The organism is Streptomyces sp. NBC_00386 (genome assembly GCF_036063235.1).
Lineage (GTDB): Bacteria > Actinomycetota > Actinomycetes > Streptomycetales > Streptomycetaceae > Streptomyces.
Window position 1 is genome coordinate 6,592,406 of the sequence record NZ_CP107950.1, and the last position, 20,345, is coordinate 6,612,750.

The following is a 20,345-nucleotide window of genomic DNA, read 5'->3' on the forward strand; positions in this document are numbered from 1 at the left end:
GACCTGCGCCTAGCCCCTGCGCCGACGGGCCTGCCAGACGGCCGCCGCACCCAGCACGGCCACCGCGGCCGCTCCCGCGAGCAGGCCCACCGAAGGGCCCTGCCGGGTCGGTGCTGAGGTGTGCGGGCGGGCGGACGCGGTCGGTCCGCCGGCCGCGACCGGGTCGCCGCAGCCCGTCCGCGGATAGCCCGTGATGGCGCACAGCAGGGCGTTGGTGTCGTAGCGCAGGGGGCCCGCGACCGCGGCCAGGGCCTCCGCGGTGCTCGCGTCGGGGGAGACCTGGGCGCAGGCGGTGCGCGCGGACGGCGGCTGCTCACCGGACGGCGCGTCGGCGGCCGTACCCGGGTCGATGACCAGGGCCACCCGCTTCTTGCCGTGCCGGGCGGGCGTCTTGGCGCATATCGCGGCGAACTCCCGCTCCCCGCGCGGCTGTACGGCGTGCTGGGAGTCCTCGCTCACCGCGAAGCGGAAGCCCTGGACGTCGCCGTCGGACGGCCGCGCGGTCGACGGACCCTGGGTGGCGTAGGTCCACTTCCCGCCGGTCAGGTCCCAGAAGGACCAGTAGCGGTAGCCGACGGCTCCGGCCTGCCCCGCGCCGCCGAGGACGAGGAGCAGGAGAGCCAGCGCCAGGGCCAGAAGGGGCGCGGTCGTCCGACGGGCGGTCACAGCTGGCGCTTCTTGTTGCGGCCGCTGATCAGGAAGCCGATGCCGATGCCCGCGACCAGGCCGACGCCGACGATCCACCAGACGCCGAGCCCGTTGCCGTCGTCCTTCTTCTCGTCGTTCTTCTTCTCGCTCGGGCTCGCCGAGGCGCCCGCCGCGGCCGGCGCCGGGCCGGTGGCGTTGAGCTGGGCCACGAGGTCCTTGCCGCCGAAGTCGCGCGGGTCGGTGCCGGAGGTGTGCGCGGCGAAGATCAGCTGCGCGTACGCGGCGGGGCCGGACTTGGCCGCCCAGTCCGCGGAGTTCTTCTCCAGCCAGGCGAGCGGCTTCTGCGCGGTCTTCGTCGCACCGATGGCCGACAGGGCCACGACCGCGTCCGCCGTGTTGCCGTAGTCGGGCTGGTCCGCGGCGCCGGGGAGCGCGGACTTCAGGTACGAGGTCTTCGCCAGCGCCTTGGCGAGATAGCCGGCGCCGTTCCCCGCCGCGGTCGCCATGTCGGGAGTGTCGAGGACGTGGCAACCCGTGAGGTCGAACGCGTAGCCGGTCGCCGCCGCGAAGCCCTGGCCCATGCCGGCCGTCACGCCCGCCGCGGTCGCGTCCGCGTTCGCCGCCAGCTTGCCCTTCTTGTCGGGCTGGTAGGCGAAGGCGCCGCCGCCCTCGCCCTCGCAGGGCATCGACAGCTTCAGCAGGGCGTCGTAGGGGGACTTGCCGTCCTTGGAGACGCTCGCGGGCTTCTTGCCGACCGCCTTCAGCGCGCCGATGACGACGGACGTCGAGTTGGTGTCGCTGGGTCCGCCGGCCATGTAGCCCCAGCCGCCGTCCTTGTTCTGCGCGGACTTCAGCCAGGTGACGGCCTTGCCGGTGGCGTCGTCGTGCCCGCCGAGTGCGGCGAGGGCCTGGACGGCGGCCGCGGTGCTGTTGGTGTCGACCTGCGTCTTCGCGTCGCACGCGGCGGTCGCGTCGGCGCGGTACGCGGCGAAGGCACCGTTCGCGCACTGCTGGCCGGTCAGCCAGTCCACGGCCTTCTCGGCGGGCCGCACACCGACGGTGTGCTGCGCGAGCAGCGCGAGCGACTGGCGCCACACGCCGTCGTAGGTCGGGTCGCCGGAGCCGAACAGGCCCGAGGGCAGCGCCACCGAGGGCGACGGCGACGGGGAGGAGTCGGCGGAGGCGGCCGGTGCGACGACCGCCCCGATGACGGCGGTGGCGGCCAGTACCGCTGCGGTGCGGCGAACAAACATGACTCTCCCTGCGGGGAGCCGGGCAGCACCGGGCACGCTGGGGTATCCGGGCGGCTCCGGCTCCGTATCCCTCGACGATGCCGGCCGTCGGCGGGCTGCCGAGGGCGCGAGCCGGTCACGTCCCGTGCGAGGCGATCCGGCTCACCACCGAAGTGGATCACGGTTGCGGGTCAGCGCCGGATTCGCACCGGCTTCTCCTCGTAAGGGTGTGATGACGACGCGCACACTCTACCGGCCGCCCGGATTCCGCCGGGTGTTGCCTGGGGCACGGGCCCGGAGTGACCTGGGCGACATCCGCTAGGTTCGGGTCATGCGAACGGGGAGACTGCTCGGCTCGGGGCGTTCGGCGGACGTCTACGAGATCGACGAGGCGTGGGTGCTGCGGCGGGACCGCGAGGGCTGGGGCGACGCGACGGCCGAGGCGGCCGTGATGCAGCACGTGCGCTCGCACGGTTATCCGGTGCCGGGGGTGCGGGCCGCGACCGGCGGGGACCTGGTGATGGAGCGGCTGTCCGGGCCGACCATGCTGGAGGCCTTCGGCCAGGGCCTGCTCTCCGCCCAGGAAGCGGGCCTCACCCTGGCCAGGCTGCTGCGCAAGCTGCACGTCGTGCCCGCGCGGCTCTCCGCCGACCCCGCCGTCCGTGTGCTGCACCTGGATCTGCACCCCGACAACGTGATGCTCACCCCGGACGGGCCGAAGGTCATCGACTGGTCCAACGCGGAGGAGGGGGCACCCGGTCTCGACTGGGCCATGTCCGCCGTGATCCTCGCCCAGGTCGCCGTCGGCGGCGAGGCGATCGGGGGCGTGGCCGAGGAGACGCTGGAGGCGCTGCTCGACGGGAACGAGGACCAGGTGACCGAGGCGGGACTCGTGGAAGCGGGGTCGCGCAGGGCGGCCAACCCGACGATGAGCACGCGTGAGGTCGGACTCCTGGGCGAGGCGGACGCGTTGATACGGGAGCTGCTGGGCTGAGCGATCGGCTGAGCGCGGGAGCTGTCGGGCTGAGTGATCGGCCGGGGCGGGTGACGCCGGGCCGGGTGATCGGAGTGCGTGGGCTCGGGCGGGCTGGGTGATAGGCCGGGTGTGGGCTCGGCCGGGCTGGGTCGGTGGGGCCGTGTCACACCGCCGTGTAGGTCACCGGGTCGCTGCCCGTCACCGCTTCCGCCCGGCCCAGTTTCACCAGTCGGCGGATGTGGGCCTCGGCCTCGGAGACCGCGATGTTCCGTGATCCGTAGGGGATGTCGGCCCAGGGGCGGTTCCACTCCATGCGTTCGGCGAGCTGCCAGGGCGTGAGCGGTACGGAGAGCAGCGTGAGCAGGCCGGTCAGCCGCTCCTCGTGGTGCGCGAGCAACTCCGCGACCCGGGACGGGGCGTCGGTGAACACGTGCTGGTGGGCGGGGAGGACCTCGGCGGGGGCGAGACGGCCGACGCGCTCCAGGGAGTCGAGGTAGTCGCCGAGCGGGTCGGCGATCTCCCCGAGGCCCTCGATCCCGGTCGCGTAGGGAGGGCGCCCGTGGGTGTCCGGGTCCTCGTAGAGACCGATGTGCGGGGTGATCCTCGGCAGCAGGTGGTCGCCGGAGAACAGACGTCCGTTGCCGGGCAGCCGGTCAGGGTGGGCCTCCTCCAGGTGGAGGCAGACGTGCCCGGGTGTGTGGCCGGGGGTCCAGACGGCACGCAGCCGGCGGCCGGGCAGGGGCAGGAGTTCGCCGGGGACGATCTCACGGTCGGGCAGCGCGGGGGAGAAGCCGGGCAGGGTGCTGGGGCGGCGGAGCGAGCGGGGTGCCTCGCGGAGCGGGGCGACATGCTCCTCCGGGGCTCCGGAGGCCTCCAGTTTGGCGGCCATGTAGGCGAACCAGCCCTCGGGCCGGGTCTCCCGGGTGCGCCGGACGATCGCCGCGTCGGCGGCGTGCATCGCGATCCAGGCACCGGACGCCTCCCGGACCCGGCCCGACAGACCGTGGTGGTCGGGGTGGTGGTGGGTGATGACCACGCCGTGGATCTCCGCGACCGAGGTCCCGCAGCCGGTGATCCCCTCGACGAGGGTGTCCCAGGAGGCCGGGTCGTCCCAGCCGGTGTCGACGAGCACGGGCCCCGCGTCGGTGTCGACCAGGTACACCAACGTGTGGCCGAGGGGGTTGTCCGGGATGGGGACGCTGATGGACCGTACGCCCCCGCCGTGATCGGTCACCTGCGTCATGCGCTTCCACCCATCGCCGATTCCCGCCACTATAACTAGAACGGGTTCCAATGGGAGCCCAAGTCGACTGTTCCGTCCGGGCGGACGGCGGTGTCCGTGCCGTGGACTCATGTGGCGGGAACTGGTATCAGTTCTCATATCTGATGAACCGTCAGACATGGTGCCGGAGAGCGCCCTTGGGAGGCAGTCGGCCATGACCGAGCTCGTGGAACACGGACAGCTGTTCATCGGCGGGGAGTTGACCGACCCGCTCGGCAAGGACGTCATCGAGGTGATCTCACCGCACACCGAGGAGGTCATCGGCCGGGTGCCGCACGCCTCCGCCGCGGACGTCGACCGCGCCGTCGCCGCGGCGCGCCGGGCGTTCGACGAGGGGCCCTGGCCGCGCATGAGCCTCGACGAGCGGATCGCGGTCGTGGCCCGGATCAAGGACGCCATCGCCGTACGGCACGAGGAGATCGCCCGCGTCATCTCCTCGGAGAACGGCTCCCCCTACTCCTGGAGCGTCCTCGCGCAGGCCCTCGGCGCGATGATGGTGTGGGACACGGCGATCACGGTCGCGCGCGGCTACACGTACGAGGAGACCCGCGACGGAGTCCTCGGCAGGATCCTCGTCCGCCGTGAGCCGGTGGGCGTGGTGGCGGCGGTGGTCCCGTGGAACGTCCCGCAGTTCGTGGCGGCGGCCAAGCTCGCGCCCGCGCTGCTGACCGGCTGCACGGTCGTACTGAAGCCGTCCCCCGAATCGCCCCTGGACGCCTATCTGCTCGGGGAGATCGCGAAGGAGGCCGGGCTGCCCGAAGGGGTGCTGTCGATCCTCCCGGCCGACCGCGAGGTCAGCGAGTACCTGGTCGGGCACCCGGGCGTCGACAAGGTCTCCTTCACCGGCTCGGTCGCGGCCGGCAAGCGGGTGATGGAGGTCGCCTCCCGTCATCTCACCCGCGTGACACTGGAGTTGGGCGGCAAGTCGGCGGCCGTGGTGCTGCCCGACGCGGACCTCGACACCTCGGTTCCCGGGATCGTCTCGGCGGCCTGGATGAACAACGGCCAGGCCTGCGTGGCCCAGACCCGCATCCTCGTGCCCCGCTCGCGCTACGACGAGTTCGCGGACGCCTTCGCCACGGCGGCGAACGCGCTGGTCGTCGGTGATCCGCTCGACCCGGCCACCCAGGTCGGACCGCTGGTCGCCGAGCGGCAGCGGCGGCGCAGCCTCGACTACATCCGCATCGGCCAGGAGGAGGGCGCCAAGATCCTGGCCGGCGGCGGGCGCCCGCAGGGGCTGGACCGCGGCTGGTACGTCGAGCCGACCCTGTTCGGGGACGTCGACAACACCATGCGCATCGCCCGGGAGGAGATCTTCGGTCCGGTGATCTGTCTGCTCCCCTACGGCGACGAGGCCGAGGCCGTGAAGATCGCCAACGACTCCGACTACGGGCTGAGCGGCAGCGTCTGGACGGCGGACGTCGCCCACGGCATCGACATCGCCCGCCAGGTCCGTACCGGCACCTACTCGGTGAACACCTTCAGCCTCGACATGCTGGGCCCCTTCGGCGGCTACAAGAACTCGGGCCTGGGGCGGGAGTTCGGGCCCGAGGGGTACGGCGAGTTCCTGGAACACAAGATGATCCACCTGCCGGCCGGCTGGGAGGCCTGAGGATGGGCGACCGCTGGCAGGTCGAGGTCGACCGTTCCGTCTGCATCGGCTCGGCCCAGTGCGTCCACCTCGCCCCGGACGCCTTCCGCCTCGACGCCGGCATGCAGTCCCATCCCGTCGAGCCGGAGACCGACGCCAACGAGAAGATCCTGGAAGCGGCCGAGGGCTGCCCGGTGGAAGCCGTCATGATCTCGCTGCTGGCCGGCGGCGAGCCCGTGTTCCCGCCGGAGGAGTAGGCCGGCGGCCGGGGGGCGGCCCGCTCCCTGGAGCCGCCCACGTACGGCTGGACACGGACGGAGAGCGGGAGGTCGTGTGGAAGGAGCGGCTGTGCCGTCGGGCCCGGTCTTCGCGGTCGCCCGGACCCGCCCGTTCCTCCGGGGCCCGTCAGTCGTTCGGGTCGGTCAGGTCGATCAGGCGGCAGACCGTCTCGATGTCTATCTTGACCTGGGCGATCGAGGCACGGCCGGAGAGCCAGGTGATCAGGGCCGAGTGCCAGGTGTGCTCGATGACGCGGACGGCGGAGAGCTGGGCCGGCGTCGGGTCGTCGAGACCCATCGCGTCCAGGATGATCACCGTGGTCTGCCGCGAGACCTGGTCGACCTCGGGGCTGACACTGCGGTCCGCGAACGTGAGCGCGCGGACCATCGCGTCGGCCAGATGCGGCTCGCGCTGGAGCGCGCGGAACGCCCGCATCAGTGTCTCCGCCACCCGCTCCGCGGCCGTGTCCCCGGCCGGCGGCTTCTTGCGCAGCGTCCCGTGCATGTGCTCCAGCTGGTCCTGCATCGTGGCGACCAGCAGATGCACCTTCGAGGGGAAGTAGCGGTACAGGGTGCCGAGAGCGACCTGGGACGACTCCGCGACCTCGCGCATCTGCACGGCGTCGAAGCCGCCCCGGCTGGCGAGCTGCGCGCTCGCGTGCAGGATCCGGCGGCGGCGCGCCTCCTGGCGCTCGGTGAGCGGCGCGGAGGCGGGATGCGACATGGAGTGCGGCCGGGTGTGCGCGGCACCGGAAGGCACGGCGGGCGTGCCGCCCCCCGGCGCCGGTCGCGCGTTCTTCGAGTCCGCCTTGGCTTCCGCAGGCATGGGTCCGTTCCGTGACATCAGCGAGAGGGAGCGACGAGCCGGCCCGCCAGGGGGTGACACCACCGAGTGGACCAGCTGATCCCGCCGCCCGTCGTGGCGTGAATCACCTGATCCACCGCTCACAGCGGCGCTACCTGCCGGTAGATTCAGTGCTCCGTGAACGATCAAGTCTGAAACTTGTTCTAGATTAGCGTCCCGGCGTAATCTCGCGGGAAAGTGCAGGGAGAAGGGGACCGGAAGTGACCGCTGAGGCCATGGAGGCGGACCCCGGGAAGGGCACGGCAGCCGACGGGGAACCACCCCTGCGCATCGCGCTTCTCACGTACAAGGGAAACCCGTTCTGCGGCGGCCAGGGTGTCTACGTACGGCATCTCTCGCGCGAGCTCGCCCGCCTCGGCCACCGCGTCGAGGTCATCGGCTCCCAGCCCTACCCCGTGCTCGACGAGGGTCTTCCCGGGCTGAGCCTCACCGAGCTGCCCAGCCTGGACCTGTACCGCCAGCCCGACCCCTTCCGTACCCCGGCGCGCGACGAGTACCGCGACTGGATCGACGCGCTCGAGGTCGGCACCATGTGGACCGGCGGCTTCCCCGAGCCGCTGACCTTCTCGCTGCGAGCCCGCCGCCATCTGCGGGCCCGGCGCGGCGAGTTCGACGTCATCCATGACAACCAGACGCTCGGCTACGGACTGCTGGGGGACGTCGGCGCCCCGCTGGTGACCACCATCCACCACCCGATCACCGTCGACCGGCAACTGGAACTGGACGCCGCCGAGGGCTGGCAGCGCCGGGCCTCGGTCCGCCGCTGGTACGCCTTCACCCGCATGCAGAAGCGCGTCGCGCGCCGCCTGCCGTCCGTCCTCACCGTCTCCGGCACCTCCCGGCAGGAGATCGTCGAGCACCTGCGGGTGGAGCAGGACCGCATCCACGTCGTCCACATCGGCGCGGACACCGACCTCTTCTCGCCGGACCCCTCCGTGCCCCAGGTGCCGGGCCGCATCGTCACCACGTCCAGCGCCGACGTCCCGCTCAAGGGCCTGGTGTTCCTCGTCGAGGCGCTCGCGAAGGTGCGTACCGAACACCCGGGCGCGCACCTCGTCGTCGTCGGCAGGCGCGCCGAGGACGGGCCGGTCGCCCAGGCCATCGAGCGGTACGGCCTGGAGGGTGCCGTCGAGTTCGTCAAGGGCATCTCCGACGCCGAGCTCGTCGACCTCGTCCGCTCGGCCGAGGTCGCCTGCGTGCCCTCCCTGTACGAGGGCTTCTCGCTGCCCGCCGCCGAGGCGATGGCCACCGGTACCCCGCTCGTGGCCACCACCGGCGGAGCGATCCCGGAGGTCGCGGGACCCGACGGCGAGACCTGCCTCGCGGTGCCTCCGGGCGACCCGGGAGCGCTGGCCGCCGCCCTCGGCCGGCTCCTCGGTGACCCCGCACTCCGCGCACGGCTCGGCTCCGCCGGGCGCGAGCGCGTCCTCGCGCGCTTCACCTGGGCCAGGGCGGCCGAGGGCACGGTGGCCCACTACCGTGCGGCGATGGCCCTTTCCGCGTCCCGGCTCCGCCCGCGCGAGGCCGCGGACACCGACGGGCGCGGCGGCGCGCCGGACGCCGGCTCCCCGGCGGCCCCGGGACCCGACCGCGCCGAGGCCGCGGAAGCCACTCCCGCCGCCGAAGAACTAGTTGCAGCCAATCGCGAAAGCAGGGCCACGTGCTGACCGTCGACTTCTCCCGGTTCCCGCTCGCCCCCGGCGACCGCGTCCTGGATCTCGGATGCGGTGCCGGCCGGCACGCCTTCGAGTGCTACCGGCGCGGCGCGCAGGTCGTGGCGCTGGACCAGAACGGCGAGGAGATCCGCGAGGTCGCCAAGTGGTTCGCGGCGATGAAGGAGGCCGGGGAGGCGCCCGCGGGTGCCACCGCGACGGCCATGGAGGGCGACGCGCTCGCGCTGCCCTTCCCCGACGAGTCCTTCGACGTCGTGATCATCTCCGAGGTCATGGAGCACATCCCGGACGACAAGGGCGTCCTCGCCGAGATGGTCCGGGTGCTCAAGCCGGGCGGGCGCATCGCCATCACCGTGCCGCGCTACGGCCCGGAGAAGGTCTGCTGGGCGCTGTCCGACGCCTACCACGAGGTCGAGGGCGGCCACATCCGCATCTACAAGGCGGACGAACTGCTCGCGAAGATCCGCGAGGCCGGCCTGCGGCCCTACGGATCGCACCACGCGCACGCGCTGCACTCGCCGTACTGGTGGCTGAAGTGCGCGTTCGGCGTCGACAACGACAAGGCGCTGCCCGTGCGGGCGTACCACAAGCTGCTGGTCTGGGACATCATGAAGAAGCCGCTGGCCACCCGGGTCGTCGAGCAGACGCTGAACCCCCTGATCGGCAAGAGCTTCGTGGCGTACGCGACCAAGCCGCACCTGCCGAAGCTCGCCGGGACGTCCGCGAAGTCCGCTTCCGAGGCGGACGCCACGTGACCACTCCCCGGCGGACAGAACACCTCGTCCTGCCCGGGGTCCTCACCGCCGAGGAGGCCGCCGCCACGGTGCGCGGGATCCTCGCGGTGCAGCGCCCCGACGGAGCCATCCCGTGGTTCCGCGGCCACCACCTCGACCCGTGGGACCACACCGAGGCCGCCATGGCGCTCGACGCGGCCGGCGAGCACGAGGCCGCCGAGCGGGCCTACGAGTGGCTGGCACGGCATCAGAACGAGGACGGGTCCTGGTACGCGGCCTATGCGGACGGGGACTTCGAGGACGTCACCGACCGCGGCCGCGAGACCAACTTCGTCGCGTACATCGCGGTGGGCGTCTGGCACCACTACCTGGCGACCGGCGACGACGTCTTCCTGGACCGCATGTGGCCCACGGTCTACGCGGCCATGGAGTTCGTGCTGCGGCTCCAGCAGAGCGGCGGACAGATCGGCTGGAAGCGCGAGGACGACGGAACGGCGGTCGACGACGCGCTGCTGACCGGGAGTTCGTCGGTCCATCACGCGCTGCGCTGCGCCCTTGCCATCGCCGAGCAGCGCGAGGAGCCGCAGCCCGACTGGGAGCTGGCGGTCGGCGCGCTGCGGCACGCGATCCGGCTCCACCCGGAGCGGTTCCTCGACAAGGGCCGCTACTCCATGGACTGGTACTACCCGGTGCTCGGCGGCGCGTTGACGGGAGCCGAGGCAAAGTCCCGTATAGAGGAGGGCTGGGACCGCTTCGTGGTGCCCGGCCTCGGGGTGCGCTGCGTGGTTCCCAACCCGTGGGTGACCGGCGGTGAGTCGGCCGAACTCGCCCTGGCGCTCTGGGTGGTGGGTGAGTCGGACCACGCTCTGGAGATCCTCCAGTCCATCCAGCACCTGCGTGATCCGCAGTCCGGTCTGTACTGGACGGGCTATGTCTTCGAGGACCGGGCCGTCTGGCCCGAGGAGCTCACCACCTGGACGGCGGGCTCCCTGCTCCTGGCGGTCGCCGCACTGGGCGGCGACGAGGCCACCTGCGCGGTCTTCGGCGGCGAGCGACTGCCGGTCGGCCTGGACCCGGACTGCTGCACGCCCACCCGCTGAGGGTCCGGACGGTCCTGGCTTCCCGGACCGTCCGGACGCTCGGGTTCCTCGGGGCGCTCCCGGCCGCCTGCGCCGGTCAGTGCCGGTGCATTCGGTTGGCGACCGCGTGGCCTATGAACAGGTAGACGACGGCGGCGAGGCCGTAGCCGGCGACGACACGCGCCCACTCCTTGTCGAAGGTGAACAGGTCGCGCGACCAGCCGGCCAGCCAGGCCGCGGTGCTGTGGATGAACTGCACGAGGTCGTTGCCACGATTGGCGTCGAGCAGATACATCAGGATCCAGAGACCCAGGATGACGGCCATGACGTCCGCGATGATCGCGATGACCGTCCCCGCCTGATTCGAACCGTTGCGATATCTAGGGGACATGTCCAGCGGATTGCCCGTCGGCCCCGGATGAAACCCGAACGGGCCGCGCCGACTGACACGGCCGCCGGGCCCGGGCCGGGCAGACGGGAATTGTCAGACACGCCCTAGGCGTTCAGCTCGGCCAGTACACGCAGGGTGCGGGGGTCCGGGGACAGGATCAGCAGGTCGGTCACCGGGCCCTTGCGCCACGACTCCAGCCGCTCGGCGATGCGTTCACGCGGTCCGACGAGCGAGATCTCGTCCGCGAAGGCGTCGGGGACGGCCAGGACGGCCTCTTCCCGGCGCCCTTCGAGGAACAGCCGCTGGATTTTGCGGGCCTCTTCCTCGAAGCCCATCCGGGCCATCAGATCGGCGTGGAAGTTGCGGGCCGCGTGCCCCATCCCGCCGATGTAGAAGCCGAGCATCGCCTTGACCGGCAGCAGCCCTTCGGCGACGTCGTCACAGACGTGCGCGCGGGCCATCGGCGCCACGAGGAAGCCCTCGGGCAGCTCGGTGAGCGAGGCCTCGTACGCCTGGGGACGCGTCGGCGACCAGTACAGCGGCAGCCAGCCGTCCGCGATCCGGGTCGTCTGCGCGATGTTCTTCGGGCCTTCGGCGCCGAGCAGGATGGGCAGTTCGGCCCGCAGCGGGTGCGTGATCGGCTTGAGCGCCTTGCCGAGTCCCGTGCCGTCGGCGCCCCGGTAGGGGTGGGAGTGGAAGCGGCCGTCCAGTTCGACCGGTCCCTCGCGCCGCAGGACCTGGCGTACGACGTCGACGTACTCCCGGGTCGCGGTCAGCGGCGACTTCGGGAACGGCCGCCCGTACCAGCCCTCGACGACCTGGGGCCCCGACAGACCGAGACCCAGCATCATGCGCCCGCCGGAGAGATGGTCGAGGGTGAGCGCGTGCATCGCGGTGGTGGTGGGGGAGCGGGCGGCCATCTGCGCGATCGCCGTGCCGAGCCGGATGCGCGTGGTCCTCGCGGCGATCCAGGTGAGCGGGGTGAACGCGTCCGAGCCCCAGGACTCCGCGGTCCACACCGAGTCGTAGCCGAGCCGCTCCGCTTCGATGGCCAGTGGCACATGGTCCGCCGAGGGGCCGCGCCCCCAGTAGCCGAGCGCGAGACCGAGCCGCATGCTGCCTCCAGAAACAGAGTCCTGACGGTCCGTCAGTTCATGGCGTGCTGCGACTGTACGACAACGGCCCCCCGCCGGAAAGGGCGAGGGGCCGTCGCGAGAGCGGTGGGCGGATCAGCCGCGCTGGATCCCCGAGGTGTCCTGAAGCACACCGCGACGGCCGTCCTGCGTCTGCGCCACCAGGGTCGCACCACGCTGCTCGACGGCCAGGTACCAGGTGCCCGGCGCCAGTTCGGCGATCGGCGACGGCGAGCCGTCCTCACCGAACAGCGGCCGCGCGACCGGAACGGCGAACCAGAACGGCGAGAAGTCCTGCGCCGGCGACTGCGTCTGCGGTGCCGACGGCAGGCTCGGCTGTCCGCCGAACGGCTGCGTGGGCTGCGAGGGCTGGGCGCCGTAGGGCTGCTGGCCGGGCTGGCCGGGCTGGCTGGGCTGCGAGGCTCCCGGGTAGCCGTAACCACCCTGCGGCTGACCGCCGTAGGGCTGCGGGGCGATCGGGGTCGGGGCGCCGACGAGCGCGGCCTGGAGGGCCGGAACGAGCGGGGTCGCGACGGCCGCGCCGGCCAGGACGAGGGCCGCGATGAAGCCGAGGATGAGACCGGCGGCGGCGCTGGCGCCCTGCCCGACGTCCACGAGTGACCAGAACATGGTCCACGCGACGAGAACCGTGAACGCCACGCCGACAGCGCCCAGGTCGAGTCCGAGAACCTTGCGCGGCTGCGGCAGGCAGCGGTTGACGACGATCAGGGCGGCGCCGATGACCCCGCCCATGAAGACGCCGAGGCCGTAACCGAGGTTGTCCCATGCGTTCGTGTCAAGGCTGTACCCCGAAACGGAGTAGAGATTGAGGAACGACGCGATGAACAGCAACACCGCTGCTCCGATCACCACGCCGTCGCCTCGAGTGAGGGAGCGGATATTCACTTCAGGTCCTTCGTCAGTCGTCTCGTCGTCGGTGAGGCATCGCTGTGCACCGTGTCGCCGACATAGTGCCGTTGTCAGGACTCGGTGTGAAGCGCGGGGGTGGCCCTTTATCGTACGGACGACCTTATCGCCCGGACGATCAGGGTGTCCGCCGGGTTGGGTCCGTAGATCACTACCCGTGCAGGAAACCAACGATTCCTTCAGAGATCCCCCGTGCCGCCTTCTCTCGCCAAGCGCCACTGGTGAGCAGCGCAGCGTCCTTCGTATCGCGCATGTTGCCGCACTCGATGAACACCTTGGGAACCGTTGACAGATTGAGACCGCCGAGATCCTTTCGGACCACCAGTCCGGTTCCGTCACCGACGTAGTTGGAGGGTGCGCTGCCGGTCTCGCGGACGAACAGGCCCGCGATGTGCTCGCCGAGGTCGCGGGAAGAGGCGGCGATCGGACGGGTGTCGGCGGCGCCCGCGTGCACCGACGCCGGGAGGATCACATGGAAGCCGCGGTTGCCGGCCGCCGATCCGTCGGCGTGGAGGGAGACGACCGCGTCCGCGTGCGCCGTGTTGCCGATACGGGCCCGCTCGTCGACGCAGGGGCCGAAGGACCGGTCGCCGTCCTGGGTCAACTTCACCGTGGCGCCCTGCTTTTCGAGGATGGCCCGCATCCGGTGCGCGACGTCGAGCGTGAACCGGGCTTCCGTGTAACCCGCGTTGGTCGACGTGCCGGTCGTGTCGCACTCCTTCCAGTTCGTTCCGATGTTCACCTTGCGGTCGATCTCGGACGTGTGCCGGAAGTTGTCGGGGTTGTGCCCCGGGTCGATGACGATGACCTTGCCCTTGAGGGAGCCGGACGCGGCGGGCTTGGAGGACGACGCGGACGAGGAGGAGGACGAGGGCGCCGGGGTCGACGACGTACTCGGCCTGGCGTCGTCCGTCGTGGAGGCGGATGTCCGCGAGGAGGGGGAGACGGAGCCGGGTGCGGAGGACGACGAAGCGGGAACGGCCCGGTCGGAACCGCCCCCCGAATCGTCTCCCACGGCCTGCCACACGAGGTACCCGGCCAGTGCGCCGGGTACGAGCGCGGCGAGCGCGACGGTGAGCGGTCCGCGCCGGGAACGGCGCGGCTGGGGCGGTTCGAAGTCAGGGCCTACGTACGACACGTCAGCGACTCTAACCGGGCGCTCAGATCCCCGCTCCGGTTCGCCGCAGGACGCGCAGGGAGCCGGTCACCGCGATCTCGGTGAACGCGCCCGATTCCAGGGCCCGGAGGTAGACGCGGTAGGGGGCCTGGCCGGTGAACTCGTCGGCGGGGTCCGGGAACACGTCGTGGATGACGAGAAGACCGCCCTCGGCGACATGCGGCGCCCAGCCCTCGTAGTCGCCGCTCGCGTGTTCGTCGGTGTGGCCGCCGTCGATGAAGACCAGGCCGAGGGGCGTGCCCCAGAAGGCGGCGATCTGCGGCGAGCGGCCGACCAGCGCGACCACGTGGTCCTCCAGGCCCGCCCGGTGAAGGGTGCGGCGGAAGGTGGGGAGCGTGTCCATCAGACCGATCTCCGGGTCGACCGTGGACGGGTCGTGGTACTCCCAGCCCGGCTGCTGCTCCTCGCTGCCCCGGTGGTGGTCGACCGTGATCGCGGTCACCCCGGCCTCGCGGGCCGCGTCGGCGAGCAGGATCGTGGAACGTCCGCAGTAGGTGCCGACCTCCAGGAGCGGCAGCCCGAGCCGTCCGGCCTCGACGGCGGCCTCGTACAGCGCGAGTCCCTCACCCCGCGGCATGAACCCCTTCGCGGCCTCGAAGGCGGCGAGGATCTCGGGCTTGGGTGCCGCGGACATGGGTTCCTCCATCGGTGCGAACAACAGGGGTGCGTGGAGCACTGCCCGGGTGTACGGATCCCAGGCCGCCCCATCGTGCACCACACTTCCGCCACGTGGACGGCGGGAGTGTCGATGATCACGCCGGGGCGGCTCGGGGCGTCAGGCGGTGACCTCGGCGTTCTCGCCCGGCAGCGAGAGGTCGAGGGCGACCGGACGGTCGTCGCCCCGGTGCGTCGCCGACGAGGCGAGCGGGCCGTGGCCGGCGGCACGGGCGGCGAGCACGTAGGCGCCCTCGGCCGGTACGGCGAGCGCGTAGCTGCCGTCCTCGGCGGAGAAGGTGGCGCCCGCCTGGCGGCCGCGCCGGTCGATCAGCGTGACCTTGGCGCGGGCGACCGCGCCGCCCTCGGCGTCCAGGACCCGGCCGCGGAAACCGCCGAGCACCTCGTGCGCCCGCTCCAGCGCCGCGTCCTCCTCGCTGCTGGCCACCAGCGAGGGCTTGGTGGCCGGGCGGCGGCCCGGCAGGAACAGCGCCATGAGCACGCCGACCGCGACCGCGCCCGTGGCGATCAGGAAGGACACGCGGAAGCCGTGCATGGTCGGGACGGCGGCCCCGCCGACGTGGTGCGCCGTGTTGGCGAGCACCATGCCGATGACGGCGCTCGACACCGACGTACCGATGGAGCGCATCAGGGTGTTCAGACCGTTGGCCGCGCCCGTCTCCGAGGCCGGGACGGAGCCGATGATCAGAGCGGGCAGCGAGGAGTAGGCGAGGCCGATGCCCGCGCCCAGGATCACCGCGATGACCAGCGACTGCCAGGCGGCGCTCATCAGGCCGAGACCGGCGCCGTAGCCGATCCCGATGATCACCATGCCGATGATCAGCGTGACCTTCGGGCCGTACTTCACCGACAGCCGGGCGTACACGGGGGCGGTGAGCATCATCGTCAGGCCGAGCGGTGCCACGATCAGGCCCGCGTTCACCATCGACTGGCCGAGGCCGTACCCGGTGGACGTCGGGAGCTGGAGGAGCTGCGGCAGGACCAGCGAGACGACGTAGAAGGAGACGCCGACCATGATCGAGGCGAGGTTGGTGAAGAGGACCGCGGGGCGGGCCGTGGTGCGCAGGTCGACCAGCGGGGCCTTCAGACGCAGCTCCATCACGCCCCACAGCAGCAGTACGGCGACGGACGCGCCGAACAGGCCGAGCGTGGTGGGCGCGGTCCAGCCCCAGTCGCTGCCCTTGGTGATCGGCAGCAGGAAGAGCACGAGCCCGGCGGACAGGCCGATCGCGCCCAGCACGTCGAAGGTGCCCTCCGCGCGCATCGGGGACTCCGGCACGAAGACGAGGGTGAGGACGATCGAGAGGACGCCGAGTCCGGCGGCGCCGTAGAAGAGGGCGTGCCAGTCCGCGTGCTGCGCGACGAGGGCCGCGGCGGGCAGCGCGAGTCCGCCGCCGACGCCGATCGAGGAGCTCATCAGGGCCATCGAGGAGCCGAGCTTCTCGCGGGGCAGCAGGTCGCGCATCAGGCCGATGCCCAGCGGGATCGCACCCATCGCGAAGCCCTGGAGCGAACGGCCCACGATCATCGGCAGCAGTGTGCTGGTCAGCGCGCTGACGAGGGCGCCGACCACCATGATCGACAGGCTGGTCAGCAGCATGCGCCGCTTGCCGAAGAGGTCGCCGAGGCGGCCCATGATCGGGGTGGCGACCGCGCCCGCGAGCAGGGTCGAGGTCAGGACCCAGGTGGCGTTGCTGGGCGCGGTGTCCAGGAGCGTCGGCAGATCCTTGATGACCGGGACGAGCAGGGTCTGCATCACCGCGACAACGATGCCCGCGAAGGCGAGCACCGGCACGGTCGCGCCGCCCGGCCTGCGCGCGGTCCTGCCGGTCGTCGTGTGCGTCATTGCGGGGGGCCTCCAGGCCGTGAGTAAAGAGGCTCTCGGGAGAGCGAGGGGAGGGGTGGTCCCTGTGGATGCGGGGAGGGCGGTCTGTCTGGTGATCCCTGGGGGCAGGGGGACGCCGGTCGGGTGGTCCACGCGGGTACGTGCAGAAGGAACCGGTCCGCCCGGGCAACTATTCCGATGCTTCGGCGTACTAACGAATTCTTGACCGAGCCATGGGTATCTGACCTATCGTCAGAATGGAACGTGTTCTAGTCTGGCGCGGATCCACGCACCTTGGGCCTTTGGGGAGGCATGCATGGGCATCGCGGTCACGCCGGAGCAACGGGAGCTCGCCGAGGCCGTGCGCGGCTGGATCGCCCGCGCCGTGCCGCCCGAGGAGGTCCGCAAGCTCCTGGACGCGCCGGGTGGCGGCAGACCTCCGTTCTGGGACGCGCTCGCCGAACAGGGGCTGCTCGCCGTGCACCTTCCCGAGGCCTGCGGCGGTGGCGGCGGCGACCTCGTCGATCTCGCCGTCGTCGTGGAGGAGGCCGCGCGGGCCGCGCTGCCGGGACCGTTCGCCGCGAACGTCCTGGCGTCGGCCGTGCTCCGGTCCGCCGACGCGGACCCCGCTCGGGCCGGGGAGTACTCCGATCTCATACGGGCGCTGGGGTGCGGGGAGCGCATCGGCGCCGTCGCGTTCGGCGCGGGCTCCCTGACGGCCCGGTCGGTGGACGGCGGATACGTGCTGGACGGGACGGCGCCGCCCGTGCTGTCCGGTGCCGACGCGGACGTGCTCGTACTGGCGGCGTCGGGTGCCGTGTCCGGCCACCCCCTCGGTGCGGATGGCGTGTCCGATCGCACCCCCGATACGGGCGCCGTGTCCGATCGCACCCCCGGCGCGGGCGGCGCGTCCGACCGCACGCTCTGGCTGGTGGTGGACGCCGTCGATCTGGATGTCCGGCCGCACGACAGTGCCGATCCGACCCGGGGGACCGCCGAGGTCCGGGCCCGGGGGGTGCGGGTCCCCGCCGGCCGCGTCCTCGCGGTCGGCCCCTCACTGGTCCGGGACCTGGCCGCCGTCGTCCTCGCCGCGGACGCCTGTGGCACCGCGGCCTGGTCGCTGGACACGGCCGCCGGGCACGCCAGGGTCCGCGAGCAGTTCGGCCGCCCCATCGGACACTTCCAGGGCGTCAAGCACCTGTGCGCCGACATGCTGCTGCGGCTGGAACAGGCGAGGGCGCTCACCTGGGACGCGGCACGCGCCGGACAGGAGTCGCACGGCGTACGGGAGTCGCACGGCGTACGGGAGTTGGCGGCCGCACTCGCGGCCGGCACCGCCCTCGACGCCGCCTGCTCCTGCGCCAAGGACTGCGTCCAGATCCTCGGCGGCATCGGGTTCACCTGGGAGCACGACGCCCACCTGTATCTGCGCCGGGCCCTGGTGGCACGGCAGTTGCTCGGGACGGGGAGCGGACACCTGCGGCGGGCGGTAGGGCTCGCGCGCGACGGCGTACGGCGGGAACTGCGCCTGGAACTGCCGCCGGAGGCGTCCGCGTACCGGGCCGCGGCCCGTGAGGTGATCGACCGGGTGCGCGGGCTCGCTCCGGCGGACGCCCGCCGGTCCCTGGCGCCCACCGGGTACGCCGCCCCGCATCTGCCGCCGCCGTACGGCCTCGGCGCGGGACCCGTACAACAACTCGCCGTACAGCAGGAGTTGGCCGAAGCCGGAGTGCGGATCAGTGATCTGGGGATCGCGACCTGGGTCGTGCCGTCCCTCATCGCGCACGGGACCGACCGGCAGCAGGAGCGCTATCTGCTGCCCACCCTGCGCGGCGACCTCCTGTGGTGCCAGCTCTTCTCGGAGCCCGGCGCCGGATCCGACCTCGCCTCGCTGCGCACCCGCGCCGAGCGCACCGCCGACGGGCGGTGGCGGATCAACGGACAGAAGGTGTGGACGAGTGCGGCGCAGTGGGCCGACCACGGGATCCTCCTCGCCCGGACGGACCCGGCCGCGCCCAAGCACAAGGGGCTCACCTACTTCGTCGTCGACATGAAGAACACGGACGGAATCGACATCCGCCCGCTGAAGGAGATCACCGGGGACTCCCTCTTCAACGAGGTCTGGTTCGACGACGTGCTGCTGCCCGCGGACGCCGTCGTCGGCGAGGTCGACGACGGCTGGCGGGTCGCCCGCAACACGCTCGGCAACGAACGCGTCCACATGGCCGACCAGTTGACCTTCGACACCGGCCTGGAGGCGCTGATACCGGCCGACGCCGACGGCCCCCGGCTGGGAGCACTGCTGGCCGAGGCGCACGCCCTGGCCTGCATCACCCTGCGCACCACCCTCCGCCAGGTCTCCGGCGTCGAACCGGGCGCGGGCGCCTCCGTCCGCAAACTCGTGCAGACGGCACATCAGCAGAAGGTCGCCGAGCTCGCACTCGAACTCCTCGGCCCCGAAGGCGCGTTGTGCGAGGGCCCCGGCAAGCGGGCCGTGCACGGCTTCCTGCTCTCCCGGTGCCTGACCATCGCTGGCGGCACCACCCAGGTCCAGCTCAACCTCGTCGCCGAGCGCCTGCTCAGCCTGCCGCGGGACTAGGAGCGCCATGAAGTCGTACGTCGTCGGTGTCGGAATGACCAGGTTCGAGAAGCCCGAGACCCGGGACTGGCAGTACTGGGACATGGTCCGGGAGGCCGGCTCCGGCGCCCTGGCCGACGCGGGGATCTCGTACACGGACGTGGAACAGGTCCCCGTCGGCTACTGCTTCCAGGCGTCCACCGCCGGCCAGCGCGCCGCCTACGAACTCGGTCTGACCGGCGTGCCCGTCTACAACGTCAACAACAACTGCGCCACCGGAGCGAGCGCGTTGATGCTGGCCCGGCAGTTCGTCGAGGGCGGCATCAGCGACTGCGTCCTCGCGCTGGGCTTCGAGAAGATGAAGCGGGGCTCGCTCGGATCGGGCGCCGACGGCGGGGACTTCGCCACGTCACCCGTCGCCCGCCACTACGGAGTCATGGCCGCCCGGCACGGCTTCGAGATGTCCCCGCCCACCGCGCAGATCTTCGGCGACGCGGCCCGCGAGCACATGGAGCGGTACGGCACGACCGAGGCCCAGCTCGCCGCCGTCGGCGCCAAGAACCACCGCCACTCCGCGAACAACCCGTACGCCCAGTTCCAGGACGTGTACTCCGTCGAGGAGATCCTCGCCGCGAAGGCCGTCCACCGGCCGCTGACCCGGCTCCAGTGCTCACCCACCTCCGACGGGGCCGCCGCGGCCGTCGTCGTGTCCGAACGGTTCGCCGAACGGCACGCGCTGGAGGACAGGGCGGTCGAGATCGTCGCGCAGGCGATGACCACCGACACCGAGGAGTCCTTCGCCTCCGGCTCCTGCGTCGACGTCGTCGGGCAGCCGATGTCGCGGGAGGCCGCGCGCCAGGTCTACGAGCGCTCCGGACTCGGCATCGAGGACGTGGACGTCGTGGAGCTCCACGACTGCTTCTCCGTCAACGAACTGCTGACCTACGAGGCGCTCGGCATGTGCGCGGAGGGCGAGTCGGGCGCACTCGTCGAGTCGGGCGCGACGACGTACGGCGGGCGCTGGGTGGTGAATCCCTCCGGCGGGCTGATCTCCAAGGGCCATCCGCTGGGTGCCACCGGGATCGCCCAGGTGGCCGAGCTGGTCTGGCAGTTGCGGGGACAGGCCGAGGCGCGCCAGGTCCGGGGGGCGCGGGTCGGACTCGCGCACAACATCGGGCTGGGCGGCGCGGCGGTGGTCACGCTGCTGCGCGCGGGAGCCTGACCGGTCCTAGGTCCCATGCCGTACGCCGGTCTGCGTCGAAATCCTGATGCAAGGGGTGT

The 20,345-nt window shown here is 72.0% G+C and carries 18 protein-coding genes and 1 riboswitch; of the genes, 8 read left to right on the top strand and 10 right to left on the bottom strand.

Annotation, left to right across the window (positions count from 1 at the left end):
- Positions 1 to 9: 9 nt before the first annotated feature.
- Together OG780_RS28925 and OG780_RS28930 are read right to left on the bottom strand one after the other, a co-directional pair.
- Complete coding sequence (locus OG780_RS28925; RefSeq protein WP_328453009.1) at positions 10 to 666, bottom strand: SCO2322 family protein; 657 nt, start codon at positions 664 to 666, stop codon at positions 10 to 12.
- Entirely contained in the window at positions 663 to 1,901 is a 1,239-nt protein-coding gene (locus OG780_RS28930) for a prenyltransferase/squalene oxidase repeat-containing protein (RefSeq protein ID WP_328453011.1), read from the bottom strand. Before OG780_RS28930 ends, OG780_RS28925 begins: the two co-directional genes overlap by 4 nt.
- Positions 1,902 to 1,993: 92 nt before the next feature.
- A riboswitch (cobalamin riboswitch) is annotated at positions 1,994 to 2,139 on the bottom strand.
- Positions 2,140 to 2,211: 72 nt separating this feature from the next.
- Between OG780_RS28930 and OG780_RS28935 the strand changes: the two genes are divergently transcribed.
- A complete protein-coding gene (locus tag OG780_RS28935) occupies positions 2,212 to 2,874 on the top strand; it encodes a phosphotransferase (protein ID WP_328453013.1) in 663 nt (220 codons plus the stop codon).
- A gap of 145 nt (positions 2,875 to 3,019) precedes the next feature.
- Here the strand turns inward: OG780_RS28935 and OG780_RS28940 are convergent, their stop codons facing one another.
- Complete coding sequence (locus OG780_RS28940) at positions 3,020 to 4,099, bottom strand: MBL fold metallo-hydrolase (protein ID WP_328453015.1); 1,080 nt, start codon at positions 4,097 to 4,099, stop codon at positions 3,020 to 3,022.
- Positions 4,100 to 4,292: 193 nt separating this feature from the next.
- On the opposite strand from OG780_RS28940, the gene OG780_RS28945 reads away from it, so the two are divergent.
- Together OG780_RS28945 and OG780_RS28950 are read left to right on the top strand one after the other, a co-directional pair.
- Positions 4,293 to 5,750 carry an aldehyde dehydrogenase gene (locus OG780_RS28945; protein ID WP_328453017.1) on the top strand — a complete coding sequence of 486 codons (1,458 nt, stop codon included), beginning with the start codon at positions 4,293 to 4,295 and terminating at the stop codon, positions 5,748 to 5,750.
- A 2-nt stretch (positions 5,751 to 5,752) separates the two neighbouring features.
- Entirely contained in the window at positions 5,753 to 5,986 is a 234-nt protein-coding gene (locus tag OG780_RS28950; RefSeq protein ID WP_326788086.1) for a ferredoxin, read from the top strand.
- A 148-nt stretch (positions 5,987 to 6,134) separates the two neighbouring features.
- Here OG780_RS28950 and OG780_RS28955 read toward each other — a convergent pair whose 3' ends face one another.
- A complete protein-coding gene (locus tag OG780_RS28955) occupies positions 6,135 to 6,731 on the bottom strand; it encodes a TetR family transcriptional regulator (RefSeq protein ID WP_443062336.1) in 597 nt (198 codons plus the stop codon).
- Between the two features lie 341 nt (positions 6,732 to 7,072).
- Here OG780_RS28955 and OG780_RS28960 point away from each other — a divergent pair, with 341 nt between their 5' ends.
- The 3 genes from OG780_RS28960 to OG780_RS28970 are packed head-to-tail and all read left to right on the top strand — an operon-like array spanning position 7,073 to position 10,379.
- Positions 7,073 to 8,539 carry a glycosyltransferase family 4 protein gene (locus tag OG780_RS28960; protein WP_328453022.1) on the top strand — a complete coding sequence of 489 codons (1,467 nt, stop codon included), beginning with the start codon at positions 7,073 to 7,075 and terminating at the stop codon, positions 8,537 to 8,539.
- The gene (locus tag OG780_RS28965; RefSeq protein ID WP_326788089.1) at positions 8,533 to 9,300 is read left to right on the top strand and encodes a class I SAM-dependent methyltransferase; all 768 of its coding nucleotides are present in this window, start codon (positions 8,533 to 8,535) and stop codon (positions 9,298 to 9,300) included. The genes OG780_RS28960 and OG780_RS28965 overlap by 7 nt, the downstream gene beginning before the upstream one ends.
- A complete protein-coding gene (locus OG780_RS28970; protein WP_328453024.1) occupies positions 9,297 to 10,379 on the top strand; it encodes a prenyltransferase/squalene oxidase repeat-containing protein in 1,083 nt (360 codons plus the stop codon). The genes OG780_RS28965 and OG780_RS28970 overlap by 4 nt, the downstream gene beginning before the upstream one ends.
- 76 nt (positions 10,380 to 10,455) lie before the next feature.
- Here the strand turns inward: OG780_RS28970 and OG780_RS28975 are convergent, their stop codons facing one another.
- The 6 genes from OG780_RS28975 to OG780_RS29000 all read right to left on the bottom strand — a co-directional run bounded on the left by OG780_RS28975 (position 10,456) and on the right by OG780_RS29000 (position 16,507).
- Positions 10,456 to 10,749: a hypothetical protein gene (locus OG780_RS28975; RefSeq protein WP_328453026.1), complete on the bottom strand. Its 294-nt coding sequence runs from the start codon at positions 10,747 to 10,749 to the stop codon at positions 10,456 to 10,458.
- A gap of 104 nt (positions 10,750 to 10,853) precedes the next feature.
- Positions 10,854 to 11,864 (bottom strand): LLM class F420-dependent oxidoreductase, encoded by a 1,011-nt coding sequence (locus tag OG780_RS28980; protein WP_328453028.1) that lies wholly within the window; start codon positions 11,862 to 11,864, stop codon positions 10,854 to 10,856.
- A 114-nt stretch (positions 11,865 to 11,978) separates the two neighbouring features.
- Positions 11,979 to 12,788 (bottom strand): hypothetical protein, encoded by an 810-nt coding sequence (locus OG780_RS28985; RefSeq protein ID WP_328453030.1) that lies wholly within the window; start codon positions 12,786 to 12,788, stop codon positions 11,979 to 11,981.
- Positions 12,789 to 12,960: 172 nt separating this feature from the next.
- Positions 12,961 to 13,947, bottom strand: coding sequence for an N-acetylmuramoyl-L-alanine amidase (locus OG780_RS28990; protein WP_328453032.1), 987 nt, complete (start codon positions 13,945 to 13,947; stop codon positions 12,961 to 12,963).
- Positions 13,948 to 13,969: 22 nt separating this feature from the next.
- On the bottom strand, positions 13,970 to 14,620 hold the full coding sequence (locus OG780_RS28995) for a class I SAM-dependent methyltransferase (RefSeq protein ID WP_328453034.1): 651 nt from the start codon (positions 14,618 to 14,620) through the stop codon (positions 13,970 to 13,972).
- Positions 14,621 to 14,761: 141 nt separating this feature from the next.
- On the bottom strand, positions 14,762 to 16,507 hold the full coding sequence (locus OG780_RS29000; protein WP_328453036.1) for an MFS transporter: 1,746 nt from the start codon (positions 16,505 to 16,507) through the stop codon (positions 14,762 to 14,764).
- A gap of 295 nt (positions 16,508 to 16,802) precedes the next feature.
- On the opposite strand from OG780_RS29000, the gene OG780_RS29005 reads away from it, so the two are divergent.
- Together OG780_RS29005 and OG780_RS29010 are read left to right on the top strand one after the other, a co-directional pair.
- Complete coding sequence (locus OG780_RS29005) at positions 16,803 to 19,085, top strand: acyl-CoA dehydrogenase (RefSeq protein ID WP_328453038.1); 2,283 nt, start codon at positions 16,803 to 16,805, stop codon at positions 19,083 to 19,085.
- A 7-nt stretch (positions 19,086 to 19,092) separates the two neighbouring features.
- Positions 19,093 to 20,286: a lipid-transfer protein gene (locus tag OG780_RS29010; protein WP_328453040.1), complete on the top strand. Its 1,194-nt coding sequence runs from the start codon at positions 19,093 to 19,095 to the stop codon at positions 20,284 to 20,286.
- The last annotated feature ends 59 nt before the right edge of the window (positions 20,287 to 20,345 follow it).